General features: G+C 54.8%; 9 protein-coding genes. All 9 read left to right on the top strand.

The genetic code is table 11. The annotated features are described in order from the left end of the window. The first annotated feature begins 1 nt into the window (after window position 1). The 9 genes from AYK82_RS03550 (at window position 2) to addA (ending at window position 14,657) form a co-directional block, all read left to right on the top strand. The gene (locus AYK82_RS03550) at window positions 2-505 is read left to right on the top strand and encodes an HPr kinase/phosphorylase (RefSeq protein ID WP_068311441.1); all 504 of its coding nucleotides are present in this window, start codon (window positions 2-4) and stop codon (window positions 503-505) included. 96 nt (window positions 506-601) lie between these two features. Next, the gene (locus AYK82_RS03555; protein ID WP_068311442.1) at window positions 602-1,006 is read left to right on the top strand and encodes a PTS sugar transporter subunit IIA; all 405 of its coding nucleotides are present in this window, start codon (window positions 602-604) and stop codon (window positions 1,004-1,006) included. Between the two features lie 10 nt (window positions 1,007-1,016). Then, a complete protein-coding gene (locus AYK82_RS03560; RefSeq protein ID WP_068311447.1) occupies window positions 1,017-1,292 on the top strand; it encodes an HPr family phosphocarrier protein in 276 nt (91 codons plus the stop codon). Between the two features lie 234 nt (window positions 1,293-1,526). Then, complete coding sequence (gene ahcY / locus AYK82_RS03565; protein WP_068311449.1) at window positions 1,527-2,927, top strand: adenosylhomocysteinase; 1,401 nt, start codon at window positions 1,527-1,529, stop codon at window positions 2,925-2,927. Between the two features lie 280 nt (window positions 2,928-3,207). Further along, the gene (locus AYK82_RS03570; RefSeq protein ID WP_082733719.1) at window positions 3,208-5,721 is read left to right on the top strand and encodes a PAS domain-containing sensor histidine kinase; all 2,514 of its coding nucleotides are present in this window, start codon (window positions 3,208-3,210) and stop codon (window positions 5,719-5,721) included. A 46-nt stretch (window positions 5,722-5,767) separates the two neighbouring features. Beyond that, window positions 5,768-7,252, top strand: a complete 1,485-nt coding sequence (gene tsaE, locus AYK82_RS03575; protein ID WP_068311451.1) for a tRNA (adenosine(37)-N6)-threonylcarbamoyltransferase complex ATPase subunit type 1 TsaE — start codon at window positions 5,768-5,770, stop codon at window positions 7,250-7,252. Window positions 7,253-7,269: 17 nt separating this feature from the next. Continuing rightward, the gene (locus AYK82_RS03580) at window positions 7,270-7,989 is read left to right on the top strand and encodes a nucleotidyltransferase family protein (RefSeq protein ID WP_068311453.1); all 720 of its coding nucleotides are present in this window, start codon (window positions 7,270-7,272) and stop codon (window positions 7,987-7,989) included. Between the two features lie 33 nt (window positions 7,990-8,022). Continuing rightward, entirely contained in the window at window positions 8,023-11,157 is a 3,135-nt protein-coding gene (gene addB / locus AYK82_RS03585; RefSeq protein WP_068311455.1) for a double-strand break repair protein AddB, read from the top strand. Then, window positions 11,157-14,657, top strand: coding sequence for a double-strand break repair helicase AddA (gene addA / locus AYK82_RS03590; protein WP_068311457.1), 3,501 nt, complete (start codon window positions 11,157-11,159; stop codon window positions 14,655-14,657). Before addB ends, addA begins: the two co-directional genes overlap by 1 nt. Window positions 14,658-14,706 lie beyond the last annotated feature (49 nt).

Here is a 14,706-nt window from a genome sequence, read left to right on the forward strand (position 1 = left end):
CGTGACCCTTACCTCTGCATCTTCATTAGATGTCGGCACTAAGCAAGCTGAGCATGCAACCACGCTTGTTTATGGCGGTATAGGTGTGATGATTCGCGGTCCCTCTGGTGCCGGAAAGAGTGGACTGCTCTTTGATTTGATTGATGATGCACATCAATCGGGCGAATTCTGTGCCCTCGTTTCTGATGATAGAAGCTACCTACGCGAAAGTCATGGGCGGCTGCTTGCTGTTGCGCCCCAAACAATCCGTGGGATGGCTGAGTTAAGAGGACAGGGAATTCTATTTATTCCAAGTTTAGCACAGGCAGTAATCTCTCTATGCCTCGATTTTAGCTCGATGGAAGACATGGAGCGGTTGCCAGATCACTGTGATTTAACTGTAAGCATTCAAGATGTTACCTTGGCTCGCCAACCCGTGCCGCAAAACAATCCCAAAGTCGCCTTGCGTCTTGCTCGCTCCGCAATTCGCACCGTTGCCGAACAAGATAAAAATGCGTTAATCTGAACCTCTGCTTATTTTGCTTGCGTTTCTTCGCCTTGTTTAGGAAAGTAGCGCCGCAGCAAACAAGAGAATGAAAAACGCATAAGGTTCTCGTCACGTATGATAGGTCTTGTCCTCGTCACCCATGGCCGTCTGGCCGAAGAATTCAAGGCAGCGCTCGAGCATGTCGTTGGCCCACAAGAACAAATCGCAACGATTTGCATAGGGCCGGATGATGATATGGAGCAGCGGCGGCAGGACATCGTTTCCTCTGTGTCTGCGGTTAACACCGGCAAAGGCGTGGTCCTGCTAACCGACATGTTCGGTGGGACGCCCTCCAATCTCGCGATTTCCGTGATGGAAGGTGGTGCAGTAGAGGTGGTGGCCGGGGTAAACCTGCCAATGCTGATCAAACTGGCGTCCATCCGCTCGGATCTGTCGTTGGCTGACGCGGTAGAACAAGCCCGCACTGCAGGACAAAAATACATCTCGGTTGCCAGCCAAGTGCTGTCTGGCCAAGGATAAGACTGAAGGAATGCCTGTGCTCGAACGTGATCTGACAATCGTCAACCGCCGCGGCTTGCACGCCCGTGCTTCTGCAAAACTTGTGCGCCTAGTTGAAACCTTTGATGCCGACGTCTCTGTTTCCAAAGATGGCCAAACTGTTGGCGGCACCTCTATAATGGGTCTGATGATGCTTGCCGCATCTCCCGGATGCTCCATCAAGGTGAGTGTATGCGGGAATCAGAGCGAGCAAGCTCTTGCCGCGATTTGCGATTTGGTGGAAGACGGTTTTGGTGAAACGGACTAGGTTTCATTTCGTTAGAATAGACATTTTAAGGCGCTTTCTAGCGCCTTTTTTTTGTGCCTCCATTGTCAGCGGGACCAAGCCCCCAACTATTGGCGGGCGATATAAAGATAGCTTTATATCATGTTTGCTATTGCGGCGCGTTTCGGTTTATATACCGGCAGAGCGAAAAGCGGGTCGGGCATCGCCGCATGGTTCCTCGTTTCTCGCAGCTGCTGCAACCTAAGGGATCTCGTCATGAGCACCACATCCGATTACATCGTCAAAGACATCTCTCTGGCCGAATGGGGCCGCACCGAGATCGAAATCGCTGAAACCGAAATGCCCGGCCTGATGGCATGCCGCGAAGAGTTTGGCGCCTCCAAACCGCTGAAAGGCGCACGCATCGCCGGCTCCTTGCATATGACCATTCAAACCGCAGTTTTGATTGAGACACTGGTCGCGCTGGGTGCGGAAGTTCGCTGGGCGTCTTGCAATATTTTCTCAACGCAGGATCAGGCCGCTGCTGCCATAGCTGCCGCTGGCATTCCAGTCTTTGCCGAAAAAGGCGAGACCTTGGAAGAGTACTGGTCTTACGCTGATAAAATCTTCGACTGGGGCAATGGCGAAACTGCCAATATGATCCTTGATGATGGTGGCGACGCGACCTTGATGATCCTGCTTGGCGCAAAAGCAGAGAACGACCCTTCAGTTCTTGACAATCCGCAGAACGAAGAGGAAATCGCGCTCTTCAACACAATCAAGGCCCGTCTTGAGCGTGATCCGGGTTTCTTCTCTAAGGTTAAAGGCAACATCCAAGGCGTTTCTGAGGAAACCACCACTGGTGTGCTGCGCCTTTATGAAATGCAGAAGAATGGTGAGCTGCCTTTCCCGGCAATCAACGTTAATGATAGCGTGACCAAATCCAAGTTTGATAATCGCTATGGCTGCCGCGAATCCTTGGTTGACGGTATCCGCCGTGGCACGGATGTGATGATGGCAGGTAAAGTTGCTGTCGTTGCTGGTTATGGCGATGTGGGCAAAGGCTCCGCTCAATCACTTCAAGGTGCTGGTGCGCGTGTTATTGTCACCGAGATCGATCCAATCTGTGCGCTGCAAGCATCCATGGATGGCTATGAGGTCAAAACCATGGAAGAAGCTGTCAAAGAAGGCGACATCTTCGTCACCGCAACAGGCAACAAAGATGTCATTCGCGCCGACCACATGCGCGACATGAAAGACATGGCAATCGTTTGTAACATTGGTCATTTTGACAATGAGATACAGGTTGCTGCCCTGCGTAATTACAAATGGCGCAATGTAAAACCTCAAGTGGATATGATCGAGTATCCAGATGGTAAGCGCTTGATCCTTCTCTCCGAAGGTCGCCTTGTAAACCTAGGGAACGCAACCGGTCACCCTTCCTTTGTTATGTCGGCGAGCTTCACCAACCAAGTGCTTGCCCAAATCGAGCTCTACAAGAATGGCGACAACTACAAAAATGAAGTTTATGTGCTGCCTAAGCAGTTGGACGAAAAGGTCGCACGCCTGCACTTGAAAAAACTTGGCGTGACGCTCACAGAGCTTAGTGACGACCAAGCCTCGTACCTCGGCATCGAGAAGAGTGGCCCGTTCAAGGCAGAGCACTATAAATATTAATAGGTCAGCGACGCAGGGTAACTTCAGTAACTAAGGTTGCCCAGAAAAAACCTAAATATCAAGCCGCGGAAATCAGCAGCGCAAGCCCTGAAATCCGCGGTTTTTTGTTGCCATTTCGCCGTCGATCTGGGGAAACGCGAGGATAATCGATCAGAAGGCTTTAGCCGCGCATTCAATCACGTTATGGTTAACGCTGAATCAGTCGTATTGTTGGCGGTAGAGCGGCTCGTTCCCGATCAGAAGACTGGTCATTATAGCGGCGGAAAATTTGGGGGCATGAATGCCATTGAACCGGCAGGGGCGGGTGCACGCTTGTTGTGCCCAGCTCGTGAGGCTTCGGCAACAGATATCTACAGGGCAAGCGCTTAAGCGCGTCTGGGTTCTGCTGCTCGCCGCTACTTCTTTGCCAGCCCATGCCGCCGAGACGCAGCCAAGCGCGGCGCCACTTTTAGTGGTATCCCTTGCGGTGCTGGGCGGCGCGCTGCTCTTTGCTGGTTTGGTCGCAAGATCCAATCTCCGTTTGCGCGCGCAGCTTGCAAAACAGTCAATGCAGCAGACAAAAGAAGCCCGCTTGCACTCAAGCAGTGTCGATTATCTGCAAAGCCTTCTGGAAACAGAAGATTGCCTTATGCTTGTTTGGGATCATCCTCAAGCAGCGCCTAAGTTGCTCGGCCATGCAATCCGTAATGCCGAGGTGCCAATAGAGGCACGTCAGATAATAGCCTTTGAAGATTGGTTGGAAGGCACGTCCGCAGAAGCCTTGCGCGCTTATCTGCGCCATTTACATGGTCATGGTGAGGCGTTCCGTGCGACGCTAACGACACTTGATGGCACCTATTTGGAGGCGTTAGGGCGCACCGCTGGCGCAGCACTGGTCTTACGTCTGCGGGATTTGACTGATGACCGCCAGCTTAGTGCTCGCCTACGCGAAAACAACGTTTTGTTGCGCCACCAGCAAGCAAGCTTGCGTAACTTACTCGATGCGATGCCCGGCCCCGCTTGGCAGCGCGACCGATACGGAAAGCTTGTTTGGGTTAATCAGGCTTATGTTGAGGCCGTTGATGCGCGCACGCGCAAACAAACTCTGGAAGGGGCAACCGAGCTGCTTGATGCAAAGGGCCGGGAACGTCTTAGCCTTATGCGAGATGCCAGCGGTTTGTTCTCCGCTCCTATGCCCGTCGTTGCCGCTGGGGAGCGTCGCGTATTCGACATCACGGACGTGAGGTCTGAAGATGGTGCCGCGGGGCTCGCTGTTGATATCAGCGAACTGGAGCGCGTGCAGCAGCAATTACGCCGCACCTTGGAATCGCATCGCCGTACGCTCGATCTTTTGCAAACAGCAGTTGCAGTTTTTGGTGCTGACAAACGTCTTCAGTTTTACAATGCAGCGTTCGCCCAATTGTTTGGAATGGAAGAGGCACTACTGCAATCCAGCCCTGAAGAGGGCGCTTTGCTTGATGCCATGCGGGCCGCACGTAAACTGCCAGAGCAGGCCGACTACCGCCTTTGGCGCGCAAAGCATTTGGAAGCCTATCAATCTCTTGAGCCCCAAGAAAACTGGTGGTACCTGCCTGATGGACAGGCGCTACGCGTAATCGTCAGTCCCCACCCGCAGGGTGGCGTCACCTATATCTACGAGAACGTGACTGAAAGGCTTAATCTGGAAAGCCGCTACAATGCTTTGATGAGTGTACAGGGGGAAACCCTTGAAAATCTGAGTGAGGCAGTCGCAGTGTTTGGTTCCAATGGTCGCCTGCGCCTCTCTAATCCAGCCTTTGCATCATTGCTACGCTTGAAGGAAACAGACCTAGAGGGCGAGCCGCATATAAGCGCGTTGGTTTTGCGCGCAAAACCGCATTTCACCAAACCAAATAAGTGGGAACACTTGTCCAGCGGCATTACAGGCCTTGACGATACGCGTACTCACACACAAGGTCGGATGGAGCGCACGGATGGCGTCGTCACCGATTATGCATTGCTGCCGCTACCCGATGGTGGAACTCTCGTCAATTTTGTTGATGTGACCGCCTCGGTAAACATCCAGCGGGCGCTGACCGAAAAGAACGAAGCCTTGCAAAAGGCAGACCAGCTCAAAAACGCATTTATCGAGCATGTGAACTATGAGCTACGTTCACCACTTACCAACATTATCGGCTTTTCCCAATTGCTCGCAGACCCGATATTCGGTGCATTGACAAACAAGCAACGTGAATATGTTAGCCATATTGAAAGCTCTTCTGAGGCGCTGCTCTCAATAATCAATAACATTCTTGATCTGGCGACCCTTGATGCAGGCATCATGAAGCTGGACCTCGATGACGTTGATATCAAGGCAGCGGTTGATGAGGCGGTCCAAGGGCTGCAAGATCGACTGCTTGAAGGCAATATCCAGATAGAAACAGTGTTCTCGCCCAATCTGGGTTCGATGCGCGCAGATGCTCGGCGGATCCGCCAAATCCTGTTTAATCTCTTGTCAAACGCTGTCCGCCACTCTGTTAATGGCAGTAAGGTAGAGATCAGCTGCAAACGCCTCAGCGCTGGGGTGGTGATTAAAGTGAGCGATCATGGCAGCGGCATCCCAGAAAACATGGTGGAAGAAGTCTTTTCCCGCTTTGTTTCGCAAGAAGGGGATGGCGGAAAGCAGGGCGCGGGCCTTGGTCTGCCAATTGTTAAGAGCTTCGTCGAGTTACACGGTGGTTCGGTAGAGATCGAGACATCAGAAGGCATGGGCACCACTGTGATTTGCCGCTTCCCCCTGCAGCCTAACACAAACTCGCTTGACGCTGCCGAATAGCACTGGCAATTCTGCCTGTATCCCCTTTGGCGAATAACGGAATATCATGCGCATTCAACTTGATACCCAACAACAAACCGAGGCGCTTGCCGCAGATATTGCCGACTTGCTACAACGCGGCGATGTGATTACCCTTAACGGCGATCTGGGGACGGGAAAATCAACTTTTTCGCGCGCCTTGTTGCGTTACTTGGCGCAAGATCAAGCGCTGGAAGTGCCAAGCCCGACTTTCACAATCGTGCAGACCTACGATCTCCAACCTTTGCCCATCGCACACTATGATCTTTACCGGCTTGAAGAGCCAGAAGAGCTGGAGGAGCTTGGCCTTGAAGATTATCTGCAAACCGGCGCGGCGCTTATCGAGTGGCCACAAATGGGAGACTCGTCCTACTGGCCCGGCGCATTAGAAATGACGCTGGAAGAAACCAGTGATCCGCTACAGCGCGTTTTCACTCTGGCGAGTGACAATCCTACATGGCAACAACGCCTAGCTCGCTTGGAGAAAAGGCGACATTTTTTGCAAGAGGCCGCTTGGAACACAGCGCAGCGCGCCAGAATGAAGGCGGATGCGTCACAGCGAACATTTCAGCGCCTTGTTAGCGCGCCCCATTCAGCTGTGTTGATGGACTACCCCGCACGAACGGGAGAGCCAGTGGCAGAAGGAGACAAGCTGCCATACAGCCAGCTGGTTCACTTGGCACAAAATACACAGCGATATCTGGATATCACCCGCCTGCTACAACGCGCCAACATCTCGGTGCCCGATGTTTTCGCCGCTGAGACAGCTCATGGTTTTGCCCTTCTGGAAGATCTAGGGAGCGAGGCATTCACCACAGGCAATGATCCGGAAGAGGCGCGCTATCTGGCCGCTATCGAGCAGTTGAGCGCCATACATGGCAAAGACTGGCAGGCGTTGGAAGCGGAAACTGGTGTAAGCCTGCTGCCCTACAGTACTGAGGTACTTCTTCGAGAGCAGCGCCTTTTTGCGCAATACTACCTGCCTTTCACGCAGGGCGGGGTGATAGCCTCAGAGGCATTCGAAGCATTGGAAGCACAGTGGCGTACTCAACTGGCAAAGCTAGAGGTCGCACCGCCCACCTGTGTCCTGCGCGATTATCACAGCCCAAACATTGTTTGGCGCTCGCAAGAGCAAGGGCTAAAGCGCCTCGCACTGGTTGACTTTCAGGATGCGGTACGTGGCCCCGCGGCTTACGATGTCGCATCGTTGATCTGGGATGCACGTGTGGATATGCCCGAGGGCCTCACAGAAAAACTACTGGCCTACTACTGCGAATTACAAGAGGCGGCGGAGCCAGCGTTCGATGCAGGGGTGTTTAGGCAGCAAGTGCATTTGTGCGGCGCACAGCGCAATGCTAAAATACTGGGCGGTTTTGTGCGCCTAGCGCAGGACTATGGCAAGCCGCAATATCTGGAGATGTTGCCTCGAATTGAGCGATATCTGGAGGCGGCCCTCCGATGCGGCCAACTCGAACAGTTACGCCAACTCATCAAGGCAACCATTAGCGATTGAACGAGACTCCGCGAACAATGACAGCCCTTTTCCCGCAAAAAATCTTTGTTCTTGCCGCAGGCTATGGCACGCGCATGGCGCCTTTGACAAACACCATGCCCAAACCTTTGGTGAAGGTTGCCGGGCGGCCTTTGTTGCAATGGGTGTTAGATGCGCCGCGCGCCGCTGAGGTGCCTGAAGCCGTGGTAAACTGCCACTACTTTGCCGAGCAAATCGAAGCACACCTAGCCACTCCGCAAGGCCTTGCAATCACAATTTCAGATGAGCGTGAGCAGCTATTGGAAACGGGTGGCGCCCATATCAAAGCCCGTGATTTACTGGGCGATGCGCCTTATTTTGCCACCAATGCCGATAGTTTCTGGGCACCGGAGAGCGGCGCTAACCTCCGCTCTTTGGCTAAGGCATGGCAAGATGAGGCAATGGATGTTCTGTTGCTGCTTGCCAGCAAAGAAGCCGCTGTTGGCTACCACGGTCAAGGTGATTTCTTTATGGACTCGCAGGGCCGATTAACGCGGCGAGGCAATGCAAACAACGCTCCTTTTGTTTATTCTGGCACGATGCTGCTGCATCCGCGTATTCTCACAGGTGCGCCTTGTGCGCCATTTTCATTTAATCAGTTTTTCGATAAGGCCTTGGCTGGTGGGCGCTTGTTTGGGATCCGCGGGCAGGGGCAGTGGCTGCATGTGGGCGACCCTGCGGCGATCCAGCAAGCAGAGCAGGCCATCACCAAAGCCTAAGACGCAGACGCGTGCGCGCAAGAGGAGGGGCACATGAGGGCACCCAATATCTTCAGCATTTCGCCAGACAAGCCTTTTTTGCCTGTTTTGGTCGAGGCATTGCTTGCGGGAGAGTTGGTTCCCGGGTTCGATCCCCATGCCCACCCCTTGGCACTGGCAGATGTTACAATTTATGTACCGACCCGCCGGGCTGCGCGTGTCCTGCCGGAAATTCTGCGCAAGGCGCTGGGCAATCAAGTTGCGCTGCTCCCGCGCATTCGTCCGCTGGGCGATGTGGAGGAAGACGAACAGGTACTGCGAGGCCGCCCTGATACCGAGGCATTACCACCGGCTATTGATGAAATGGATCGAAAACTTGCCATGACACGTCTTGTCTGGGCGTGGAAGGGGCGGTTGCGCAGCCAAATTCTCGGTTTGCCAGAGGATGAGATCTCGCAAATTCCTGCCAGCGTCGCAGATGCGGCGTGGTTAGCAAGCAATTTGCTTACCTTAATGGATGAGGTGCAAACGGAAGAGGCAGATTGGCATCGCCTGCAAGAGTTGGTGCCAGCAGAGCACGCACAATACTGGCAAATAACGCTGGAATTCCTAAAAATTGTCACCGACCAATGGCCCGCATTTTTACAAGCGGCCCAAAAGATGGATCCAAAGCATCGCCGCTCAGCCCTAATTCGCAAGGAAGCGCGCCGATTGGTAGAGGACCCGCCATCAGGGCCGGTAATCATTGCAGGGGCAACAGGCTCCTTTCCGGCTACCGCTGAGTTGATGAAAGCCGTGCTTGCCCTGCCAAATGGTGCTTTGGTTCTGCCGGGCCTCGATCACCAGATGGACGAACCAAGCTGGCAGGCCTTGCTGGAAGAAGAAAGCGGCAAGCGCATTTCCGGCCATGCGCAATACTCCCTTCGCGCGCTGTTACAAGCCTTGGCTTTGGAGCGAAAAGACGTGCATCCACTCGGTTCTCCTAATAGCGAGCATGGTGCTGCCAGCGCGAACCTGCAAGATCGCATTGAAATTGTTGGTGAAGCGCTGCGCCCTGCGGAGACGACGGAGAAGTGGCGGAATTTCTTTGCCTCCCCACTTGCACTGCGTCGACAGGCTGCCTTCGCGGATATTAGCCAAATAACTGCAAAAACTCAGGCACAAGAGGCACTTGCGATTGCCCTATGCCTGCGTGAGGCTGTGGAAGGCGGCAAGCAAGTAGCGCTGGTTACACCCGATCGTGCGCTGGCCCGCCGGGTCGCCTCTGATCTGACCCGCTGGTCAATCCTTGTCGATGACACGGCCGGCCGACCACTGGAACACACCCCGCCGATGGTACTTTGTATGCTGGTGGCGAAGCTGGCGTTGCAGGGCCTCTCGCCGGTGGAGCTGTTAGCCCTTCTGAAACACCCGCTCGCCCGCCTTGAAATGCAGCCTAAAGAGATCCGCTCGGCTGCCCGGGCTCTGGAGCGTGGCGTTTTGCGCGGGCCGCAACCGCGCCCGGGCACGAGTGGCTTGCTGGCCGCCATCGCCGCCGCCAAAGCACAGCAGCAGGAAAATGCCCATGTCCCACGCTGGAAAAAGGTGCTTGAGGAAGACTGGGAAGTTATAGAGCAGCTTGTAACACGCTTACAACAAGCCCTTGCGCCATTGGAAGAGCAGTTGCAACGCCATGGCGATATCCCGCTGGCAGACTTGGTCAAAGCGCATGTGGAGGCAACACTTGCGGTTGCCAAAGAGCCTGATGGTTCTACGCAAGAGCTCTTCAAAGGAGAAAACGGCCAAGCCTTGGCAGTAACGCTTACCAGCTTACTGGAGGCGGAAGCTGTTGGCCTTGCAATACCGGCAGAAGAGTGGCCCGGCGTTTTTGCTGCATTGACAGCGGGCAGTGCAGTGCGCTCGCGCTTGCCAGCAGATCCGCGCATTCATTTGCTGGGGCCGATGGAAGCACGGCTGCAATCCTATGATCTTGTTGTGCTTGGGGGGCTGAATGAAGGCACGTGGCCCCAAAAAACACGAAATGACCCATGGCTCAATCGCCCGATGAAAGGGCAAATCGGGCTGGATCCGCCAGAGCGGCGCATCGGCACCGCCGCCCATGACTTTTTAAGCAATCTGGGCGCGCCAGAGGTTGTGCTCTCGCGGGCACAGCGGGTTGATGGCGCGCCAACGGTTGCCTCGCGCTGGTTACAACGCATCAACACACTTGCAGGCGCCCCGCAGCAAACAGCAATGCAAGCACGCGGAAGCAAATACTTGCATTGGGCAGAAGAGCTTGACCGCGCCTTTATGGCAGTAAGCCCGGCGCAGCGGCCACACCCCAAGCCACCGGTTGTCGCTCGCCCGCGCCAACTCTCTGTCACCATGGTTGAAACCCTTATCCGAGATCCCTACGAGGTGTACGCCCGCAAGGTGCTTGCGCTGGATGAGGTCGACCCCATTGGCGGCGAGCCCAACGCAGCAGATAAAGGCACAATTATTCACGAGGCACTTGCAAACTTCCTCGATGAACACTTTGAAGGGCCCTACGATGAGCGTGCCGTGGCAGCCCTTCTTGATGCCGGTCGCCGCGCGTTTGGTCCGGTTGAGGCTTTCCCGGAAATTCGGGCCATCTGGTGGCCCCGCTTTGAGCGCATCGCGCGCGAATTTGTCGCCTATGAGCACGGCAATGCCCCAGATGTTTATGATCGCTTCCTCGAAACCTTTGGCAGCGCGAAAATGCAGCGGCCGGGATATGAATTTGAGCTCACCGGCCGCGCAGACAGGATTGACCAGCGCAAAGCAGGGGAGCTGGTGCTGATTGATTACAAAACCGGTGTGCCCCCCACCCAAAAGCAGGTCGAGGCGCTGCTCTCGCCCCAGTTGCCGCTAGAAGTGGCTATGCTGCGCAGAGGCGCGTTTGAGGATGTCCCTTCGGATATGCCGGTAGCGAACATGTCTTACATGCAGCTTACCGGTGGTCGCCCCGCGTTGAAGCTGGTTGCTATCACCCCGAAAGAGCAAAGCGTGGCCGAACTGGCAGAAGAAGCATGGCAAAAGCTGGAGCGTCTGGTTAGTGCCTATGAAAACCCAGCATATGGCTACATGTCCCGCGCGAGGGTACTGAAAGAACGGCAATGGGCCAGTGGCTATGATCATCTGGCCCGTGTGGCGGAATGGTCTCTAAGTGAAAACGGGGAGGACAGCTGATGCAGATCCCTGCAAAAACTCTCGATAGCCAGCGCAGCGCCGCAGATCCGGGGAATTCCGCTTGGGTGAGTGCTAACGCAGGCTCGGGCAAAACCTTCGTACTCGCCCGCCGCGTGGTGCGCCTGCTGTTAAAAGGCACGGACCCTGCGAAAATCCTGTGCCTGACGTTTACTAAAGCTGCCGCCTCGGAAATGGCAACCCGTGTCTATGATTTGCTGGCAGGCTGGACAGAAATGCCCGAGGCAGACCTTGCCAATGAGCTGGAAAGCATCGAGGGGCAGCACCCAAGTGCCGAGCACATCGCCGCAGCACGTCGGCTGTTTGCCAAGGCTCTGGAAACACCCGGCGGTTTGAAAATCCAGACAATTCATGCCTTTTGCGAAGCGCTGCTGCATCAGTTTCCGCTGGAGGCCAATGTGGCGGGTCATTTCTCGGTGCTGGATGACCGCCTTGCGGGGGAGCTGCTGGCTGCTGCGCGCGCGCGTGTTCTGTTCTCAGCCGAGATGGAGCCGGAAAGCCAGCAAGGGCAAGCACTTGCTGTGCTGATTGATAATCTCTCGGATAAAGCGTTTGCCGAATGTTTGGGGGAGTTTATCACCAAGCGGGATAGCTTCCGTAATTGGATTGTGGCCGCTGGCTCGCTGGAAAACGCATTGGATGAGCTGTATCCTCTATTTGGTGCGCCCCAAGGTGCGACAAAGCAAAGTTTGGCCGAACAAATTCAAAGGCAGTGCCTTTTCTCCGCCGAAGATATGCGCGCCGCCGCTTCTGCTCTCATGGAGGGCGGTAAAAGCGATTGTGATCGTGCCGCCCGGCTTAATAGCGCAGCAGATGAAATAGGCAAACCCGGATGGAGCGCGATTTGGCTGGAAATCTTCCTGACGAGCACGCGCCAACCACGCAAAAGCCTTGCAACAAAGAAAATTCAAAGCGGTTACCCGCAAATACACGAAAAACTTTGCCAAGAGCAAGCCCGCCTTGTGGAGCTTCTCCAGAAAGAAAACGCGGTGCAAAGCGTTGTGGTAACCGGCGCCTTGGTGCGCCTTGCTGAAGCCGTGATCGGATTTTACGAGGCAGAAAAAACCCGGCGCGGCTATCTGGATTTTGAAGACCTTGTGGTGCGCACGGCAAACTTGCTCAGCCGCTCTGATGCTGCACAGTGGGTACAGTATAAGCTGGATCGTGGCCTCGATCATATCCTTGTCGATGAAGCGCAAGATACCAGCCCCCGCCAATGGCAAATTATCCGCGCACTGGCAGAGGAGTTTTTCGCAGGGGAAGGCGCCCGCCGCACTGAACCCACCATTTTCGCCGTGGGCGATGAAAAGCAATCTATTTATTCATTCCAAGGGGCCAAGCCAGCTTACTTCGCTGATATGCGCCGCTTTTTCGCTCGCAGTGCTGAAAGAGCAGCCAAGCCTTTCGCCGGTGTGGAGCTTAACCTCTCATTTCGCTCTACGCCGGATGTGCTTGCCGCCGTTGACAAAGTATTTGCCGAACCCGATGCCTATCAAGGCTTGTCGCAGGAGAATGTTGCGCCGGTGCATGAAGCCATCCGCGCCAAGCACGTTGGGCAAGTGGAGATCTGGCCTTTGGCGGCAGAGCAGGAGCTGACAGAGCCGGAAGACTGGGCAGTGCCGATTGACAAGGTCGCCAGCAACTCTGCCATGGTGCAACTGGCCACCCGCATTGCCGAGCAAATACGAGATTGGAATGCGCAAGGCATCGCCTCCCCGGGGGATGTGCTGGTGTTGGTGCGCAAGCGTGGCGCTTTTGTGGAAGCGCTTAACCGCGAGCTCAAGCGGCTGGATATTCCCGCAGCCGGTGCCGACAGGTTTGTGCTAACAGATCACATCGCGGTGAAGGATCTTATTGCCCTTGCGCGCTTTATATTGCTACCGGAAGATGATCTCGCCCTCGCCTGCGTGCTAAAAAGCCCGCTCTTTGGCCTTGATGATGCTGACTTGTTTGAAATTGCGCGCGAAACTCCAGAGCAAACCCGCCCGGGCACCCTCTGGCAAATGCTACTGCGCAAGAGTGAAGATCAGCCAAAATGGCAGGTGCTGCGCAAACAGCTGGAGACATGGCGGGATCGCGCCGATTATGTCCCGCCTTTTGAGTTCTATGCGAAAATTCTCGGCGCGGATGGCCAGCGTCAACGGTTTCGTGCCCGCCTTGGTAGCGAGGTGGATGACGTTCTGGATGAGTTTCTCTCGCTCACAATGAGTTATGAGCAGACAGGCACTCCCGGGTTGGAGGGCTTTGTTGCATGGCTACAAGAATCACCAACCGAGGTGAAGCGCGAGCTAAATGCTGCCACAGGCCTTCTGCGCATTATGACAGTGCACGGCTCGAAAGGGCTAGAGGCCCGCTTTGTTATCTTGGTGGATAATTGTGCCGCTCCGTTTACAGCCCAGCACGTGCCAGCCCTGTTGGAGCTGCCAAGAGAACAGCTTCGTACGATCAATTCGGCAGCAGAGACACCACCAGCCTTGGTCTGGGCGCCAGCGCAAAAAGAGCAAACACCAGCACACATAACAGCAATCGAGGCCTATAAAGCCGAGCAAGAGCAGGAGTATAGACGGCTTCTCTATGTCGCGCTTACCCGAGCCGAAGATCACTTGTTGGTTTGTGGCTGGGCAGGCAAGCGCGGTCCCTCACATGGCTGTTGGTATGAATTGGTGCACGCCGCATTGGCCTCTGATGCCAAAGAGATCATCGATGCCGCAGGCGATATTGCTGCATGGCAATGGACGCTAGGGGGCCGAACGGCTGATCTAGAAGCCCATGAGGTACCAGCTGCACAATCTATTTCGCCGGAGGTATCTTCGCACCCTGCATTACCGCAGTGGATCAATAGCTCGCTTAGCGCACCTAAGAAGCCCTCTCGCTTACGCCCTTCTTCATTGCTGGATGATTTGGAGTTGAAACAAGAGCCTACCGCTCCAACGGCGCTTGATGCTTTTGAGGTCGCCAGATCGCCGCAAAACTGGGCATTGTTAAAAGGCCAGTTGGTACACCGCTTGCTCGAGTTGCTTCCGGACTTGCCAGAGAGTGAACACGCTGCTGCCGCGGACCGATTTTTAAGTTCGGCTTTGCCGCCAGAGTATGCCTCTGAAAAGGAAACTCTGCTCAGCGCCGTTTTTGGCACGTTGGCTATGCCACAAGTAAAAGGGCTTTTCTCCAAAGCGGGCAAGGCGGAAGTCCCAATTCAGGGTGTGATAACAGGCAAGGATGGCAAGCAAAAAGAGGTGTTCGGAATCATTGACCGGCTTATTATGCAGGATGGTGAGGCCATTATACTCGATTACAAAACCAATGTTATCGTGCCCAAAACCGCCGCTGATGTGCCTGACGAGTATGCCGCACAGCTTGCAGTTTATCACCGCTTACTCAGTGAACTATATCCGCACTGGACCATCAGGGCGATGTTATTGTACACCTCTGAGCCGAGGCTTTTAGAGATTCCGCCTGAAAGAATGTCAGCTTTCGCTTTTTGACGGAAAATTGAAATTCCGTTTCCTTGACGTTCACTAGGTAGTTTCTTAC

Source organism: Polycladidibacter hongkongensis, assembly GCF_001561995.1.
In the GTDB taxonomy this organism is placed as follows: Bacteria; Pseudomonadota; Alphaproteobacteria; order Rhizobiales; family Stappiaceae; genus Pseudovibrio; species Pseudovibrio hongkongensis.

Coding starts and splice junctions, on each gene's coding strand:
- AYK82_RS03555 (WP_068311442.1), top strand. CDS start 602: ATGATAGGTCTTGTCCTCGTCACCCATGGCCGTCTGGCCGAAGAATTC.
- AYK82_RS03560 (WP_068311447.1), top strand. CDS start 1,017: ATGCCTGTGCTCGAACGTGATCTGACAATCGTCAACCGCCGCGGCTTG.
- ahcY (WP_068311449.1), top strand. CDS start 1,527: ATGAGCACCACATCCGATTACATCGTCAAAGACATCTCTCTGGCCGAA.
- AYK82_RS03570 (WP_082733719.1), top strand. CDS start 3,208: ATGCCATTGAACCGGCAGGGGCGGGTGCACGCTTGTTGTGCCCAGCTC.
- tsaE (WP_068311451.1), top strand. CDS start 5,768: ATGCGCATTCAACTTGATACCCAACAACAAACCGAGGCGCTTGCCGCA.
- AYK82_RS03580 (WP_068311453.1), top strand. CDS start 7,270: ATGACAGCCCTTTTCCCGCAAAAAATCTTTGTTCTTGCCGCAGGCTAT.
- addB (WP_068311455.1), top strand. CDS start 8,023: ATGAGGGCACCCAATATCTTCAGCATTTCGCCAGACAAGCCTTTTTTG.
- addA (WP_068311457.1), top strand. CDS start 11,157: ATGCAGATCCCTGCAAAAACTCTCGATAGCCAGCGCAGCGCCGCAGAT.